We start from the raw sequence: 16840 nt of genomic DNA on the forward strand, positions 1-16840 counted from the left end.
TTTTTGAAAGATCCTTAATGCCCTTTCCCGCACGTCTGAAATCGGGCGAATTTATCGCCATGACCGCGATGATGTTTGCCACCATCGCCTTTTCCGTAGATGCCATGCTGCCTGCCCTGCCCGAGATCGGGGCCGAGCTGACACCCGATGCGCTGAACAAAGCGCAACTGATCATCAGCAGTTTTATCCTTGGCATGGGCATGGGCACGATGATTACTGGCCCGCTGTCTGACGCGTTTGGGCGGCGCCCCGTGATCTTTTCCGGTGCCGCACTGTATATTGTGGCCTCGATCGTTGCTGCGTTTGCTGACTCGCTAGAGCTGATGCTGATCGCGCGGGTGTTTCAGGGCTTTGGCGCTGCCGCGCCGCGTGTCGTTGGGCTGGCCATTGTCCGCGACCTTTATGAGGGTCGCGATATGGCGCGGATCACCTCGTTTATCATGATGATCTTTACCCTGTTGCCTGCGCTGGCACCGACTTTGGGGGCGTTTGTAATTGCGTTGGGCAGCTGGCGGCTGATTTTTGGCTTGTTCGTGGTGTTCTCGGTGGTGTCCATCACATGGTTCGGCACGCGCCAACGTGAAACCTTGCTGCCCGAACGTCGTCGCCCACTGCAACTGAGCCTGTTGGTCGAGGCCATCACCGAGGTTTTTTCACACCGCATTGTCACTGTATCGATTTTCGTACAGGCGCTGATTTTCGGCTGCCTGTTCATGATGTTAACCTCCACCCAACAGGTGTTCGACATCTACTTTGACGAAGGCGAGCATTTCCACCTGTGGTTCGGTTTTATCGCACTGATGGCGGGGGCCAGCAGTCTGTTGAATGCCAAGCTGGTGGGCCGGTTGGGGATGCGGGTGCTGATCCGCTTTTCGCTGAATGTGCAGGTGGCGGTCTCGGCGGTCATGCTCGTGATGTATGGGCTGGGGCTGTGGCCCGCTTGGGCGGCCTTTCCGGCGTTTATTCTCTGGCAGATCACGGTTTTTGGCATGTTGGGGCTGACCGTCGGCAACCTGAACGCGTTGGCCATGGTACCGCTGGGCCATATCGCTGGCATGGCGGCCTCGGTTATCGGGGCGACGGCAACCGTGTTGTCCTTGCTGATCGCTGTGCCCGTCGGACTGGCCTTCGACGGCACACCGATCCCGCTTGGCATCGGACTTTTGAGCGCCGTCGCGGTGGCGCGCGTGCTGTTCTTTCTGATGCCCCGCGAAGAGGCTTAGGCCTTTTTACGCGCCTTCTTACGTTCGGCCACAACCTTTTCAGCCAGATCGCGGGCAATGGCAAAGGCGCCTTTGATCTTGTCGCTGCTTTTGGCCCAGTCGCGCCGCACGACAATCTTGTTGTCCTTGACCTTGGCCAGACCCTTTTGCGCCTGAATAAATTCAACCAACCCGGTGGGTGAGGCGAATTTGTCGTTGTGGAACTGGATGGTCGCCCCCTTGGGTCCGCCATCCAGCTTGGCAATACCGGCCTTTTTGCACATCGCCTTGATGCGCACGATCAACAGCAGCGTGTTGACCTCTTTGGGCAGTTTGCCAAACCGGTCGATCAGCTCGGCGGCAAAGCCTTCCAGCTCGACCTTGGTGTGCAGGTCTGACAATCGGCGATAGAGGCCCAGACGCACGTCCAGATCAGGCACGTAAGTCTCGGGGATCAGAACCGGCACGCCCAGATTGATCTGCGGCGCCCATTGGTCATCATCGGGCAGGCCTTCGGCCTCGCCGGATTTGATCTTGGAAATCGCCTCTTCCAGCATGGATTGATAAAGCTCAAACCCGACTTCGTTCATTTGGCCGGATTGTTCCTCGCCCACCAGGTTCCCGGCACCGCGAATGTCCAGATCCTGAGCCGCCAGGTTGAACCCGGCGCCCAGGCTGTCCAGGCTGCCAAGTACGCGCAAACGCTTTTCTGCCTGCGGCGTCAAGGGTTTGCGGGGCTGAGTTGTTAGATAGGCGTAAGCGCGGGTTTTAGAGCGCCCAACCCGGCCACGGATCTGATAAAGCTGCGCGAGGCCAAACATATCGGCGCGGTGCACAACCATGGTGTTGGCGGTGGGGATGTCGATGCCGGATTCCACAATCGTGGTGGCCAGCAGCACGTCATATTTGCCGTCGTAAAAGGCGTTCATACGCTCGTCCAGCTCTCCGGCAGCAAGCTGGCCGTGGGCGATGACAAAGCTGACCTCGGGCACATGATCGCGCAGGAATTCCTCGATCTCGGGCAGGTCTTTGATGCGGGGCACTACGTAAAAGCTCTGCCCGCCGCGATAATGTTCGCGTAGCAGGGCCTCGCGGATCGTGACCGCATCAAACTCGGACACATAGGTACGGATTGACAGGCGGTCGACGGGCGGGGTGCCGATGATCGACAGATCGCGCACGCCGGTCATCGACATCTGCAACGTCCGCGGGATCGGCGTGGCGGTCAGAGTCAGCACATGCACGTCTGAACGCATTTCCTTCAGACGTTCCTTATGGCTGACACCGAAATGCTGTTCCTCGTCGATGATCAGCAGGCCCAGGTTTTTAAACCTGATGTTCTTGGCCAGCAACGCATGGGTGCCGATGCAAATGTCCACCGTGCCGTCCGCCAACCCGGCGCGCGTTTTTGACGCCTCGGTCGTGGACACAAACCGCGACAGCTGCCGGACCTCAAGCGGGAAGCCCCGGAAACGGTCTTTGAATGATTTCGCGTGTTGGCGGGCCAACAGCGTGGTCGGCGCGATCACCGCCACCTGCACACCGCACATGGCGGCCACGAAGGCCGCGCGCATGGCCACTTCGGTCTTGCCAAAGCCGACATCGCCGCAAACCAGCCGGTCCATCGGGCTGCCATGAGCCATGTCGCCCAGAACGTCCTCGATCGCGGTCAGCTGATCTTCGGTTTCCTGATAGGGAAAGCGGGCGCTAAAGGCCTCCCACATGTGATGGTTTGGCTCCAGAATGGGCGCGCTGCGCAGGGCGCGTTCGGCGGCAATGCGGATCAGCTTGCCCGCGATTTGGCGGATACGTTCTTTCAGGCGGGCCTTCTTGGCCTGCCACGCGCCACCGCCCAGCTTGTCTAAAAGGCCTTCTTCGTGGCCATATCGGCTAAGCAGCTCGATGTTTTCAACGGGCAGGAACAACCGATCCCCGCCTGCGTATTCCAGCGACAGACATTCGTGCGGCGCGCCGGCGGCGGTGATGGTCTCCAACCCCTTGTAGCGCCCCACCCCATGTTCGACATGCACAATCAGGTCACCGGCTGACAGCGATTGGGTTTCGGTCAGGAAGTTCTCAGCCCGTTTGCGTTTCTTAGGGGCGCGGATCAGGCGATCGCCCAGAACGTCCTGCTCTGAAATCACCGTCAGGTTCGGGCTTTCAAACCCGTGCTCCAACGCCCAGACCGACAGGTACAGGGTTTTGCCCGCCGCAATCTCGCGCGTGTCATTGATTAAAGTGGCATCTTTGATGCCTTCGTCCTCCAACAGGCCCTGCAGACGTTCGCGGGCGCCTTCGGAATAGCTGGCAACAACTACAGGTCCATCTTCGCGCTTCGCTTGAATATGGTCTTTTAGTGCGCTGAAAAGGCTAACTTGTTCTAGCCCGCGTTCTGGCGCAAAGTTCCGCCCGATCCGCCCACCCGCATCAATCACGCCGGGGCCAGAGCCTTGCGCCAGCGGGTGCATCTGCAACACACGATGGCCGGCAATCGCGGCTTCCCATGCAGGATCGTCCAGATACATCAATCCCGGCGGGCACGGCTTATAGACCGTATCCATCCGCGACTTGGCTTTCATTGCTTCTTGCCGGGTGTCGTACTGGTCTTCGATGCTTTCCCAACGGCTCAGCCGCGCAGGGGTCAGCTGATCGTCCAGCATGACTGACGCTTCGGGCAGGTAGTCGAACAGCGTTTCCAGCTCTTTGTGAAAGAACGGCAGCCAGTGTTCCATGCCTTGGTGTTTGCGTCCCGCGCTGACGGCCTCATACAGTGGATCGTCGCTGCCCGCCGCGCCGAATTCGATGCGGTAATTCTGGCGGAACCGGGTGATCGAGGAATCGTCCAGCACCACCTCGGACACCGGAGACAGCTCAATCTGTTTCAGCGTCTGTGTCGTGCGCTGGCTGACCGGGTCAAACCGGCGGATGCCGTCCAGAACATCGCCGAACAGATCCAGACGCACGGGGCCGGACTGGCCCGGCGGATAGATATCATAGATGCCGCCGCGAATGGCGAAATCGCCCGGTTCCATCACGGTTGGGGTCTGCGAAAACCCCATGCGGGTCAAGAAGTTACGCAGCGCCTCTTCGTTAATTCGGCTGTCGACCTGTGCGGCAAAGCTGGATTCGCGCAACAAGGATCGGGCCGACACACGTTGCGTGGCGGCCGACAAGGTTGTCAGAAGTACGAACGGCCCCTTCAGCCCTGACGATAGTGCCGCCAAAGCCGCCATCCGCGCGGCCGAGACATCCGGATTGGGCGACACCCGGTCAAACGGCAGGCAATCCCACCCTGGCAAGGTCAGCACGACCGCCTCAGGCGCAAAGAACCGCAACGCCGCACGCATCGCCGCCATGCGCTTGTCATCGCGCGCGATGTGCAGCACCGGCTTGCCGGTTTTGGCCATTTCCTGCGCGATCAGGCGCGCGTCAAACCCTTCGGGTGCGCCACCGACGGTGATGTGCTGTGTCATGGTTTAGCTGCCCAATGCGCCAACAGAGAGGTTCAGGTACATGCCCCAGATCGACGTGACAAAGATCGAGATCATCCCGATCACCTGAGTGATCAGCCGCTGACGTCTTAGCTTTTTATACAGGTCTTCGCCTTGAATTCCCGAGGCGTCGACCTTGCGTGCGGTACGAATGCTTAAGCCCCCGACCAGTGACATGGGGAAGGCAATCATAAAGATCGCCTGGCAAAATTCGATCCAGAAATACCAGCCCAGTACCAGAATCGAGGTCAGGAAGAACGAGGCAAAGCCGATCAGCCAAAGACCTGACATATCAGCAATATAGAGAATTCGGTTTACGTTAATTCGGGTGATATCGTTAAAGTCGGCTTCGGCCTGGCCGCCTTTGCGCATTGCGCGCTGCACCAGATCCCACGGCACGCCAAGTACCCAGTGCGAGGCCGAAGACCACACCACCGCTAAAGCGATCCAATACCACAGGTTCGAAAAGGATCGCATATCGATCACTTCGAACACGGTTCTATAGGATTCCACGGCCCGGCCCCTTTGGTTTTCTGCATTGCCGCGCAACTTAGCGGCGTGCACAGATGATTCCTACCCTTGAGATAGACGCCTATCCATGCGACCCAATGGGAAAGATTGCAAGGAGCCCGATCATGCGCCCCACACAGGCCCCCTATCCCGCCACCCGCTTGCGCCGCACCCGCGCGACGCCTGCGCTTCGTGATCTGGTGCGTCAGAACACCCTGACGGTGGGCGATCTGATCTGGCCGGTGTTTGTGCGCGCAGGCGAAGGAATCGAAGAGCCGATCCCCAGCATGCCCGGCGTGAACCGTCTGTCAGTGGATAAGGTGGTTGATGCCGCGCGTATGGCCGCTCATCTGGGCATTCCTGCGATTTGCATTTTTCCCTATACCGATCTGGCGGACCGCACGCTGGACTGCGCCATGGCCTGGAGCCCGGATAACCTGTCCAACCGGGCCATTCGCGCCATCAAAGAGGCCGTGCCGGAAATCGCCGTAATGACCGACATTGCGCTGGATCCCTATAATGCCAATGGCCATGACGGTTTTGTGGTGGACGGCGAGATCGTTAATGACGAAACGGTCGAGGCTTTGGTCAAGATGGGCTTGGCGCAGGCCGAAGCGGGCGCCGATATCCTTGGGCCGTCGGATATGATGGATGGTCGCATCGGCGCTTTGCGCAGTGCGCTTGAAGCCGCGGGCCACACCAAGGTGTCGATCCTTAGTTATTCTGCCAAATATGCGTCAGCCTTTTATGGCCCTTTCCGCGATGCGGTCGGCGCTTCGGGCGCGCTGACAGGCGACAAGAACACCTATCAGATGGACCCGGCCAACTCGGATGAGGCCCTGCGCCAGATTGAACGCGATCTTTCAGAGGGCGCGGATATGGTCATGGTCAAACCCGGGATGCCCTATCTGGACATCTGCCGCCGCGTCAAAGATGCCTTTGGGGCGCCGACCTTTGCCTATCAGGTGTCAGGTGAATACGCGATGTTGATGGCTGCCGCCCAGAATGGTTGGCTGGATGGCGACAAGGTGATGATGGAAAGCCTGCTGTCGTTCAAACGCGCTGGCTGTGATGGCATCCTGACCTATTTCGCCCCGCGCGTCGCGAAACTGCTGGCGCAGGGCTGATCGGGCTTACCCTTCGATCTGGGTGATCATGTCGACACGGGTGGCGTGACGGCCGCCTTCGAATTCGGCGTTCAGGAAGGCATCAACGATCTCAAGCGCCAGCCCCTCGCCAATCACCCGTGCGCCCAGCGACAGCATGTTGGCATTGTTGTGCTGACGGATCATTTTGGCCGAGAACGTGTCGCAGCACACACCGCAGCGGATGCCTTTGACCTTATTGGCGGCCATCATGATGCCCTGCCCTGTGCCACAGACGATAATGCCCAGATCGGCCTCGCCCGCTGCGATCATCTTGGCAGCGGCTTCGCCATGCTTGGGGTAGTGGGTGCTTTCTGATGTGGTGGGGCCGATGTCAATGGCCTCAAACCCGGCAGCGGTGACATGGGCGGCGATGTTCTGGCGCAGCTGAATGTCGGCGTGGTCGCTGGACAAGACGATGCGTTTGCGGGTGGTCATGGCATGTACCCCGTGTTCCCAATTGAGCAGATGGCGCGGTTGATAGCACAGGTGATACAGAGTTCTAGGGGGTATCGCCTGAATTTGGTGCCCGAAATTGCGTCAAATGCCCTCAGACGTTGGGATGCGCACAAAGGCATGTTTCCGCCAGTAACCGTCAAGACTTGGTGACAGCCTTTGAAAAAACCCCTATATTTATTGGCAACGGCCGCAAAAGGCCGAGTTGAGGCAAATCGAGGATCAAACCATGACGTTTTGTAACCGTCGTACATTTCTGCTGGGCGCCGGAGCGACCACGGCCATGACCGCCGGGTGCGGCAATGGTGTGGGCTCTAATGGCGCTGCCACGTTGGATGCGCGGGTCGACAGCACGCGCGAGTATCTTTTCAGCCGCTATCCGGGCACGGTCGATCTGGAGCAAAAGGCTCAGGGCGTCTTGTGGATGCCTTTGGTAACAGAAGCTGGGTTTCTGTTTGGCGGGTCTTACGGGCGCGGCGCGCTGCGTATCGACAACGTCCCTGTTGATTACTACTCGGCCGCGCAGGCCAGTTTTGGCTTTCAGGCAGGCGCGCAGCAATATGCGCATGCCCTGTTCTTCATGACGGATGAAGCACTGTCTGAATTCCGTCGCGGCGCCGGTTGGTCTGCGGGTGGCGATCTGGAATATGCCTTTAATGATCAGGGCGGTAACCTGTCGGCTGAAACCATCACGGCGCTGGATCCTGTTATCGCTGTGGTCTTTGGTCAGGCCGGTCTGATCCTTGGGGCCTCGGTCGAAGGCACGAAATACACCCGCATCATCCCCTAAACGAAGCTTTGCCACGGTTCAAAGGCCCGCCTTGCGCGGGCCTTTTTCAATTCTGGCGGCAAACTTATGCCATGTGATGTTTCACAGCCGGTGACGCTGTCGTAATGTGCAGTTCAACCACGGCACACCAGAACCGAGTCACCTATGCACACCCTGTTTCGCTGGACCTTGCGGATATTCACGGCGCTTGTCGTATTGATCGGCGTTTTTACCCTTGCGGTCTATTACCTGGCCTCGCGGTCTTTGCCCGATTACGATGCTCAGATCACGCTTCAGGGCCTTTCCGGGCCGGTCGAAATTGTGCGCGACACGTCAGCTGTGCCGCATATTTTCGGTGACAGCGATGGCGATGTGTATTTCGGGCTTGGCTATGCCCATGCGCAGGATCGGCTGTGGCAGATGACCATGCTGCGTCGCACCGCACAGGGCCGACTTAGCGAACTGTTTGGCGCCCGTACCCTGCGCATAGACGAGGTGCTGCGCCGCTTTGATCTGTACAATCTGGCGCTGAAATCCGTGTCGGTACAGGATGAAGCCACGACACGCGCGCTGGAAGCATATGCGCGCGGCGTCAATGCGCGGATCGCTCAGGTCAATGAACGCGCGCTTGGTCGCGGTGCCCCGGAATTCTTTCTGTTTTCCAATCAGATATCCTATTGGCAACCGGCAGATTCCATTGCTATCGGCAAAGTAATGGCGCTGCAGTTGTCTGGCCATCTGGACGAAGAGGTTTTGCGTGCCCGCCTGTCTTTGGCGCTGCCTGATGCGCGCGTGCAGGATATTCTGCCTGATGTACCCGGCCCCGGCGTGGCCGCCCTGCCCGACTATGCGGCGTTGTTTCCCACGGCGCCGCGTGGCTATGCCCAGGGCGCGGCCCCGCGCGACCCGCTGATGCCGATCCGTCCGCGGGGCCTGTCGGGGGCCTCGAATGCCTTTACCGCCGCGCCGCACCGGTCGGCGGCGGGCGCGTCAATTCTGGCCAATGATCCGCATCTGGGGTTGTCGGCCCCGTCTACCATTCATCTGGCGCGGCTGGAACTTTCGACCGGTGCGGTGATCGGCGGCGCCATCCCCGGCTCGCCGACCTTGCTTATGGGGCGTTCGGATGCGTTGGGATGGGGGCTGACCACGGCCTATCTGGACGACACGGATCTGTTCATCGAAAAGCTGAACCCACAAAACCCCGAAGAGTACCTGACGCCAGATGGCTATAAGCCGTTTGAAACCCGCCGCACGATCATCAAGGTCAAGGATGACAGCCCAGTCACCATCACCTTGCGCTGGACGGAAAACGGCCCGGTTCTGCCTTCCAGCCATTTCGATCTGGGCACCATTACCCCGCCGGGGCATGTGGTGGCCGTGGGCTGGACTGCTTTGGGGGCAAACGACACCACCATCAGCGCGGTCAACGGCATCATGCAGGCGCGCAGTGTTGAACAGGCGATCGAAGCGGCCGCGCTGTGGCATGCCCCGGCCCAAAACCTGATGTTGGCCGACCAAAGCTCGATTGCGTTGCAGGTTGTCGGGCAAATGCCGCGCCGTTCGTCTGAACACTTTTCGCAAGGCCGCATTCCTTCGCCCGGATGGGAGGCCGCCAACCGCTGGCAAGGCATGTTCCCTTACGCCGCCAACCCGCGTTTCATTGATCCGCAAGGCGGCATTCTGGGCAACACCAACAACAAGACTGTAGACCGGCCATTCCCGCTGCACCTGAGTTACGTCTGGGGCGATAGCCAGCGCATTCAACGCTGGCGCAAACTGATGGAAAGCCGCGAGGTTCACACCCGCGAAAGCTTTATTCAGGCACAGCTGGATACTGTCAGTTTTTCAGCCCGCTCGCTGTTGCCCCTGGTGGCACGCGATCTTTGGTTCACCGGCAAGCCCGCTGTTGATGGCACGCCAGAACGGCTCCGAGAGCAGGCGCTTGAGATGCTGGCCAACTGGAACGGCGAGATGAACGAGCATATGCCCGAGCCGCTGATCTATGCCGCCTGGATGCGCCATTTGCAAAATCGCCTGATCCGCGATGATCTGGGGCCGCTTGCCGGGGAAATAGCGCATGTCGAGCCGCTGTTCATTGAACGGGTCTTTCGGGATGTCGATGGCGCCGGCAGCTGGTGCGATGTAAAGCAGTCCACCGCTTTGGAAAGCTGTGTCGACATCGCGCGGATCGCGCTGGACGAGGCGTTGATCTGGATTGGCGAGACCCATGGTGGCTCGTTAGAGAGCCTGCGCTGGGGCAATGCGCATGTCGCGCGCCATGACCACGCGGTTCTTGGTGAATTGCCGGTGCTGAAATGGCTGGTGAATATCCGCCAGTCGACCTCGGGCGGGGATAATACCTTGCAGCGCGGTCGTACCTCGGGCAAAGACCCTGCCCCGTTTACCAACGTCCATGCCGCAGCCTATCGCGGTGTTTATGACTTTGCCGATCCTGACAGTTCGGTTTTTGTGATCTCGACCGGGCAGTCCGGCCATCCGCTTTCGCGTCATTACGATGATTTGGGAGAGCTATGGCGCCGGGGCGAATACATTCCGATGTCGCTGGACCCGGATTTGGCGCGCGCAGGTTCCATCGGGATTACCCGGCTTATTCCCGCGCAATAGCCTGTAACCATATCCCGTCGCGTGCCCGCACAGTCAGGTGGGCAACGGGGTCTGGCACTTTGTCAGCCACGGGGTCAAACCGCCATTTTTGCAAAACCGTGGCCAGCAAAAGAGGCCCCTCGACCATGGCAAACCCTGCGCCGGTACACACACGGGACCCGGCGGAAAATGGAATAAACGCATGGCGCAGGCATTCCTTGCCTTCTGGCGTTGCATATCTGTCGGGATCAAAGCCATCCGGGTTGTCCCACAACAATTCATGCCGGTGCACATGCCAAGGGCTTAGGACAATCTGGCTGCCCTTGGGCACGTCACGATTGCGGAAATGTTCTGGCTGCGTGGCCTCGCGCACCATCATCGGGACGGGCGGATAGAGCCTGAGCGCCTCGCGGAAGACATCACGGGTAAAGCGCAGTTTCGACATATCCGCAAATTGCGGATCGGTGCCAAAATCAGCGGCCTCCTCAGCGCAGCGCGCTTGGGCTTCGGGGTGCGTGGCCAGCAAATACAGCGCCCAGGCCAGTGCGCTGGCCGATGTTTCATGCCCTGCCAAAAAGAAGATCGCGACCTGATCGACCATTTCCTGCGTGGTGAAAGTTTCGCCGGTTTGCGGGTCCTTGGTGGTCATGATCTTGGTGGCCAGATCGTCGGGGGCGGTGCCGGCCCTGATCTGTTCCATCCGCTGTTCGGTCAACTGGGTGATCAGCGCGCGGATAGAGCGTGCAGCAACACGCGTTTGTTTTTTGTGAAACCTTGGCATCCATTTGGGCAATGGCACAAAGGCGGCGATGTTCAGGATCGGCTGGGTGCGTTGATAATCGCGAAACTCGCTGAACACCTGCGCCGCGATCTCATGTTCGATCGGGATCGAAAACAGCGTGCGAAAGATCACATCGGCGGCGGCATGGCTTGTCTGCGCCTCGATCTCTTGTACCCCATCCGCCAGCCGCGTCGCCGCCGCCTGCCCCGCTGCGACCATCGCCGGAAAGGTATCGCGCAGGCGGCCGCCTTCGAAAGCAGGGTCGATGATGCGGCGTTGGCGTTGCCATGTCTCGCCATTGGTCAAAAACACCGAGTTCCCCAACAAAGGCCGAAGACCTTCGGATATTCGGTTGGATTTCGGGAAATCCATGGGGCGCTCTTTTAGCACCAGATCAATCAAATCTGGCTGGTTCACCAAGTACGACCGAAAGAACGGCGTTTTGAATTCAGCCATTTTGGCGCGATAAAGCTTGGCTGGTTGGGCCGACAGAATGTCATCGCGAAACAGCTTTACGTATCGCCAAAGCGAGGTTTTTTCAGGCCGCGAAGCAGGTTTCGGCGGGTGCATCATGCGGCCATCGACCGATAACGCGAGGCAGGTACATCAATGCGGCTTTGCGAGGGTTTGCGTCCTTCAAACCGGTCCGCCAAAGTGCGTGGCCCAGCGGTGATGCGGAAATAGTCGTAATCGCCGGGTTGATCAAAGGCACACAGGTATTGGAAATGCAGCCGGAAAAACCGCCAGCGAAGTTCCTTCCAGCGTTTTTCTGACAGGGTCTGGGTAAACGCGGCCGAGATCACCAGCGGCCATTTCTTGCCTTCGGGTTCCACGCCCGACACGCTGACCGGATCACAAAGCGCAAACGCACAGCCGTCGCCCGGGGCGGTCACGTCCAGCCAGCTCAGCTCCGAGCGCGCCGACAGGAAATGCAGATCAGCGCGCAGCCGGTCGGCTTTGGGCAGGAATGACACCATCGGCACCACCTGCCCCAGCGACAAGAAGGACAGGACCGGGCCATTGGCGGGTACTTCGCCTGCACGGATCAGATCAGACAGGATCGACACGGCCAGATGCGCACCCGAAGAATGGCCAACCACCAGAACCTCTTCGACGTCGGTCTCTGTCAGGGCTTTGGCGATCACCGTGCGAAACTCGGCCATGCGGGCCTCAAGCTCGGGCGGATTGGCGCCTTGGGAACGCGCCGAATAGGCATAGTCGTGCATCAGGTAATAGGCGAACAGCTTATTGTCGATTTTTCGAAACTGCTCCAGAACCGGCCAGACGACGCCCAATCCCAGCCAGCCGACAAAGGGGATGGTGCTGAGCGATAAAAGGTGGCCAGCGGCGCGTGCCAAAAGAAGCGCCGCGATGAGCTGGAAGATCAACATGAAGATCGGGTAAAGCGCCGCGATGATCGGCCCTTTGCGCAGCCGCATCAGCGCAAACAAAGCACCCGAACCGATATAAGCCCATGCCGTGCGGATCAGTTGCAGGTAGGTGGCGAAAATCCCTTGTTCCATCGAGTCGCGGACGATGTCGGACCAGACCAATACCTCGATATCGGTTTCAACCTCGGCCCCCTCCATCCGGCCGGTTACATGCCAGCCATAGCGCCCGCCGCCGGTTTTGGGCGAAAGCGCCACCGAGTAATCCGAAATAGCACCCTGCGCGGCGCCCTCTTTACGATAGAGCTCGCGGTAACGGCGTGGGTGAATGGGATCATAGCCGGGGATGTAAAACACCCGGCGATGCCTGACCTGATTTTGCGCTGGTTTGTCCATCTGTCGCGCTCTGCCCGTTTTGGTTAAAGGCAGGATAGCGCGGGATTTTGGCGAAAGTAAGCCGGATCAGCCCAGGGTGGCCAGAGCCGGGAAGGTTTCCAACAGCCAGAAAGACAAGCGCGAGAATCCCCCAGTCAGCATCAGCAGGCCGATGGTCCACAGCAGCAGGCCCATGATCCGCTCTATCTGCTCCATATGGCGTTTCATCCACGCCATCAGCCCGGTCAGGCGTGGGAAGAACGCGGCGACCAGCAAGAACGGAATGCCAAGCCCAGCGGCATAGACGGCCAACAATACCGTGCCGCGCGCCACAGAGGCCTCGGAAGCGGCCAGTGACAGGATTGCCCCAAGTTGCGGGCCGATACAGGGCGTCCAGCCAAAGGCAAAGGCCAGCCCCAGAAGGTAGGCGCCAAAAGCGCTGCCGCCCTTGTCGCCCGCGTCGATCCGGGCTTCGCGTTCAAGAAAGGGGATGCGGAAGGCGCCAACGAAATGCGCGCCGAAAACCATCACAACAACGCCTGCGAAGACATTGAAAAGGTTCTGGTTTTGCAGAAAGAACGCCCCAAAGGCCGAAGCCGTGAAGCCAAGGAAAAGGAACACTGTCGACAAGCCCAGAACGAAGAACGCGGCGGGTGCCAAGGCCGCGCGGCGGCGCGGGCTGTCTTCATTGCCCAGCTCGCTCATGGTGATGCCAGACATATAAGCCAGATAGGGCGGCACAATCGGCAACACGCAGGGGCTGAGAAAGCTCAGCAATCCTGCGACCAGCGCGATGATCATGGCAGGCAGTAGCCCTGCGTCTATCAGCTCTATTCCGAACATGGCTGTCCCCTTTTCATCCTCCCTTACCGCATCTGATGAACGGGGTCACCCAACGGCTGGTCACAAACATGTGGAGGATTGTCACATGAAAACGCCGGGGCGAACCCCGGCGTGATCGAATGCGTTATCTTGACCACCAACCGCGGCGTTTGGGCTTGGGCGGCTCGGCCGGTGCCTGCTCGGCGGTTTCCAAAACCGGCTCTTCGGGTTCTGGGGCCGGTTCAGGCTCTGCCGGGGTCTCGGGTGCGGTCTCTTCGGTTTGTGCAACCTCGTCATGCGGTGTGTCCTCGGCGGGGGCTTCGACAACCTCTGCCGGCGCATCTGCAGTGTCTTCGACGGGGGCTTCTTCCTCGGCCACAGGCGCGACCTCGGTCGGTACGGCTTCCGGTGCGACCTCCTCTGCCTCGGCAGGTGTGTCTGCTTCGGCTTCGGGGCTGGCTTCGGCAGCCTGTTCACTCTCTGCAGCGGTATCCGTCGGTGTCTCGTCGGTTGTTTTGCGCGAGCGAGAGCGCGAACGGCGACGGCGTGAGCGCGACGATTTAGGCTTTTCTTCGCTGCCCTCTTCGCTGGCTTCTGCGGGTGCTTCTGCTTCGGTGCCAGCCTCGCCTTCCGATGCGGTGTCTTCCGTCGACTCGGTGGTTTGGGCATCCGAGCTGGAGGACGAGCGACGACGACGACGACGACGGCGACGTTTCTTGGGCGCCGGGGTCTCTTCGCTTTCGCTTGTTGGCTCTCCCACGACCTCGGCCTCTTCGATCTCGGGCATGTCGGAAGTATCAATCGAAATCACCGGCGCGGTCACTTCGGGCACCGAGCGCGTAGCGGTTTTGAACCGCTCCAGATGGTAATCGGGGCTGATCAGCATTGGGTCGGCTTCGACCCGGACCGAGATGCCATAGCGCGCTTCGATCTGCGCGATATGTTCGCGCTTCTGGTTAATCAGGAAGTTCACGATGCCAATCGGCGCTTTGATCAGCACCTCTTTGGTGCGGCCGCGCACGCCTTCTTCTTCCAGCTGACGCAGGATTTGCAGGGCAAGGTTGTCATCCGAGCGCAGCAGGCCCGTGCCGTGACAATGGGGGCACGGCTGGGTTGTGGCCTCGATCATGCCGGGGCGCAGACGTTGGCGCGACATTTCCATTAGGCCAAAGCCGGAAATCCGACCGACCTGAATGCGGGCGCGGTCCGTCTTCAGCTTGTCCTTCATCCGCTTTTCAACGGCGGTGTTGTTGCGGCGCTCTTCCATGTCGATGAAATCGATCACGATCAGACCGGCCAGATCGCGCAGGCGCAGCTGGCGTGCCACCTCTTCGGCGGCCTCCAGGTTGGTTTTCAGCGCGGTTTCCTCAATCGAACCTTCCTTGGTGGCCCGGCCCGAGTTCACGTCGATGGCAACCAAAGCTTCGGTCACGCCGATCACGATGTAGCCGCCCGATTTCAGCTGCACGGTCGGGTTGAACATGCTGCCCAGGTAGCTTTCGACCTGATAGCGCGCGAACAGCGGCAGCGGGTCGGTATATTGCTTCACGTTCTTGGCGTGGGACGGCATGATCATTTTCATGAAGTCCTTGGCCACGCGATAGCCGGCTTCGCCCTCGACCAGCACTTCATCGATCTCGCGGTTATAGAGATCGCGGATGGTGCGTTTGATCAGGTTGCCTTCTTCATAGATCGGCGCGGGGGCGACCGATTTCAGAGTCAGCTCGCGAATCTGTTCCCACAGGCGCATCAGGTATTCGTAGTCGCGCTTGATTTCCGACTTGGTGCGTTTGGCTCCTGCCGTGCGGATGATCAGGCCAGCGCCTTCAGGCACCGAGATTTCGCCCGCGATCTCTTTGAGCTTTTTACGGTCGGTGGCGTTGGTGATCTTGCGGCTGATCCCGCCGCCCCGGGCGGTGTTGGGCATCAAGACGCAATAGCGGCCTGCCAGCGACAGATAAGTCGTCAGGGCCGCGCCTTTGTTGCCGCGTTCCTCCTTGACGACCTGCACCAGCAGAATCTGGCGTACTTTGATCACTTCCTGGATCTTGTAGCGCTTGGGGCGCGGCTTGCGCGGTGTGCGGATTTCCTCGGTAACGTCTTCTTCGGCAACCGATTCAATGTCTTCGTCGCGCTCAGAGGCATGGCTCAGCGCCTCGTCCTCGGCGTCTTCGCTCGACTCGCCATTTGGCTCTTGGGGAGCATCGTCTTGGGCGGTTTCGACCTCGGGCGTTTCCTCGGCGGATTCTTCGGTGGTTTCTTCACCTGCGTCAGTCTCGGCCTCGGTGTCAGACGCGGTATCAGTTTCGTCAGAAACCTCCGCCGTTACCACCTGATCTTCGGTGTCCGAAATCTTAGCAGCCATGGTCTGAGGGCCGGGCTTGTCTTCGTCAGAAGTGTCATCCGATGCCTCAGGGGCTTCGGCGACCTCAACGGGGGCTTCAACCTCTGCCTCGGCAACCGCAACTGGATCGGCTTCAACCGCTGTATCCTCTACGGTGTCGACAGGCGCTGCCTCGGCGACTTGAACCGGCGCATCTTCGGGCGTGTCGACCACGGCGTCAGCGACATCCGCCGCGGAGGCATCATCTGTCAGGTCAACCACATCCATTCCCGGGATGGATTCGGCGGTTTCGACGACGTTTGCTTCGGCTGTTTCAGCAGCCGTTTCGGGCTTGGCCTTAGAGCGTGACCGCGAACGGCGACGGCGTGACCGCCCGCCAGAAGGTTTTTCATCGTCTTCTGCCATAGCTTTGGCATAGGCGCGTTCATCTTCCAGCAACGCTTCGCGATCGGCGACCGGAATCTGATAGTAATCGGGGTGGATTTCCGAAAACGCCAGAAAGCCATGGCGGTTTCCGCCATAATCCACGAAGGCCGCCTGAAGCGACGGTTCGACCCGTGTTATTTTTGCAAGATAGATGTTGCCAGCAAGCTGGCGTTTGTTGACTGATTCAAAGTCGAACTCGTCAACCTTGTTTCCGTCCACCACGACCACGCGAGTTTCCTCGGCGTGGGTGGCGTCGATGAGCATTTTCTTTGCCATGTTGTCTCTTTGCACCGCGGCAAGCGCCCGGGCCCAAGTGGGCGGGGGCGTTGCGGGTGGTGTCTTGTTTGGGCTTGGGGACGGGGCATAACAGCACACGAGGGGGCAGTTGTCTGCCCGCCTGCTCGTTGCCTGTTTATGCGCACGCGTTCCATCGCGGTTTTTTCCTCGATGCCTTACTGAAGAAAGGCACCTATTGCTTAGAAACCCCTGTTGTCAGGGGCGTACTGGTGGCCCGAGGGCCAAAT

At 59.6% G+C, this 16840-nt stretch carries 11 protein-coding genes; 4 read left to right on the top strand and 7 right to left on the bottom strand.

The annotated features are described in order from the left end of the window. Positions 1–17 precede the first annotated feature (17 nt). The gene (locus ATO10_RS03085; RefSeq protein WP_035247819.1) at positions 18–1223 is read left to right on the top strand and encodes a multidrug effflux MFS transporter; all 1206 of its coding nucleotides are present in this window, start codon (positions 18–20) and stop codon (positions 1221–1223) included. Here the strand turns inward: ATO10_RS03085 and mfd are convergent. Further along, a complete protein-coding gene (gene mfd, locus ATO10_RS03090; protein ID WP_035247822.1) occupies positions 1220–4675 on the bottom strand; it encodes a transcription-repair coupling factor in 3456 nt (1151 codons plus the stop codon). The genes ATO10_RS03085 and mfd overlap by 4 nt on opposite strands. Before the next feature lie 3 nt (positions 4676–4678). After that, entirely contained in the window at positions 4679–5206 is a 528-nt protein-coding gene (locus tag ATO10_RS03095) for a hypothetical protein (protein ID WP_035248349.1), read from the bottom strand. A gap of 122 nt (positions 5207–5328) precedes the next feature. On the opposite strand from ATO10_RS03095, the gene hemB reads away from it, so the two are divergent. Beyond that, entirely contained in the window at positions 5329–6330 is a 1002-nt protein-coding gene (hemB, locus tag ATO10_RS03100; protein ID WP_035247825.1) for a porphobilinogen synthase, read from the top strand. A gap of 6 nt (positions 6331–6336) precedes the next feature. Here the strand turns inward: hemB and rpiB are convergent, their stop codons facing one another. Beyond that, positions 6337–6786, bottom strand: coding sequence for a ribose 5-phosphate isomerase B (gene rpiB / locus ATO10_RS03105; protein ID WP_035247828.1), 450 nt, complete (start codon positions 6784–6786; stop codon positions 6337–6339). Positions 6787–7033: 247 nt separating this feature from the next. Between rpiB and ATO10_RS03110 the strand changes: the two genes are divergently transcribed. Both ATO10_RS03110 and ATO10_RS03115 read left to right on the top strand, forming a co-directional pair. Continuing rightward, positions 7034–7594 (top strand): lipid-binding SYLF domain-containing protein, encoded by a 561-nt coding sequence (locus ATO10_RS03110; protein ID WP_035247831.1) that lies wholly within the window; start codon positions 7034–7036, stop codon positions 7592–7594. Positions 7595–7738: 144 nt separating this feature from the next. After that, positions 7739–10201, top strand: a complete 2463-nt coding sequence (locus ATO10_RS03115; RefSeq protein WP_035247834.1) for a penicillin acylase family protein — start codon at positions 7739–7741, stop codon at positions 10199–10201. Here ATO10_RS03115 and ATO10_RS03120 read toward each other — a convergent pair. The 4 genes from ATO10_RS03120 to ATO10_RS03135 all read right to left on the bottom strand — a co-directional run bounded on the left by ATO10_RS03120 (position 10185) and on the right by ATO10_RS03135 (position 16592). Then, a complete protein-coding gene (locus tag ATO10_RS03120) occupies positions 10185–11531 on the bottom strand; it encodes a cytochrome P450 (RefSeq protein ID WP_035247837.1) in 1347 nt (448 codons plus the stop codon). The two genes, ATO10_RS03115 and ATO10_RS03120, sit on opposite strands and share 17 nt — an antisense overlap. Continuing rightward, a complete protein-coding gene (locus tag ATO10_RS03125; protein WP_035247839.1) occupies positions 11531–12745 on the bottom strand; it encodes an alpha/beta hydrolase family protein in 1215 nt (404 codons plus the stop codon). The genes ATO10_RS03120 and ATO10_RS03125 overlap by 1 nt, the downstream gene beginning before the upstream one ends. A gap of 66 nt (positions 12746–12811) precedes the next feature. Next, a complete protein-coding gene (locus ATO10_RS03130) occupies positions 12812–13567 on the bottom strand; it encodes a cytochrome c biogenesis CcdA family protein (RefSeq protein ID WP_035247842.1) in 756 nt (251 codons plus the stop codon). A 124-nt stretch (positions 13568–13691) separates the two neighbouring features. Then, positions 13692–16592, bottom strand: coding sequence for an Rne/Rng family ribonuclease (locus tag ATO10_RS03135; RefSeq protein ID WP_035247845.1), 2901 nt, complete (start codon positions 16590–16592; stop codon positions 13692–13694). Between the last annotated feature and the right edge of the window lie 248 nt (positions 16593–16840).

The sequence above is a fragment of the Actibacterium atlanticum genome (assembly GCF_000671395.1).
Lineage (GTDB): Bacteria > Pseudomonadota > Alphaproteobacteria > Rhodobacterales > Rhodobacteraceae > Actibacterium_D > Actibacterium_D atlanticum.

Coding starts and splice junctions, on each gene's coding strand:
- mfd (WP_035247822.1), bottom strand. CDS start 4,675: ATGACACAGCACATCACCGTCGGTGGCGCACCCGAAGGGTTTGACGCG.
- hemB (WP_035247825.1), top strand. CDS start 5,329: ATGCGCCCCACACAGGCCCCCTATCCCGCCACCCGCTTGCGCCGCACC.
- ATO10_RS03110 (WP_035247831.1), top strand. CDS start 7,034: ATGACGTTTTGTAACCGTCGTACATTTCTGCTGGGCGCCGGAGCGACC.
- ATO10_RS03115 (WP_035247834.1), top strand. CDS start 7,739: ATGCACACCCTGTTTCGCTGGACCTTGCGGATATTCACGGCGCTTGTC.
- ATO10_RS03135 (WP_035247845.1), bottom strand. CDS start 16,592: ATGGCAAAGAAAATGCTCATCGACGCCACCCACGCCGAGGAAACTCGC.
- rpiB (WP_035247828.1), bottom strand. CDS start 6,786: ATGACCACCCGCAAACGCATCGTCTTGTCCAGCGACCACGCCGACATT.
- ATO10_RS03120 (WP_035247837.1), bottom strand. CDS start 11,531: ATGCACCCGCCGAAACCTGCTTCGCGGCCTGAAAAAACCTCGCTTTGG.
- ATO10_RS03125 (WP_035247839.1), bottom strand. CDS start 12,745: ATGGACAAACCAGCGCAAAATCAGGTCAGGCATCGCCGGGTGTTTTAC.
- ATO10_RS03130 (WP_035247842.1), bottom strand. CDS start 13,567: ATGTTCGGAATAGAGCTGATAGACGCAGGGCTACTGCCTGCCATGATC.
- ATO10_RS03085 (WP_035247819.1), top strand. CDS start 18: ATGCCCTTTCCCGCACGTCTGAAATCGGGCGAATTTATCGCCATGACC.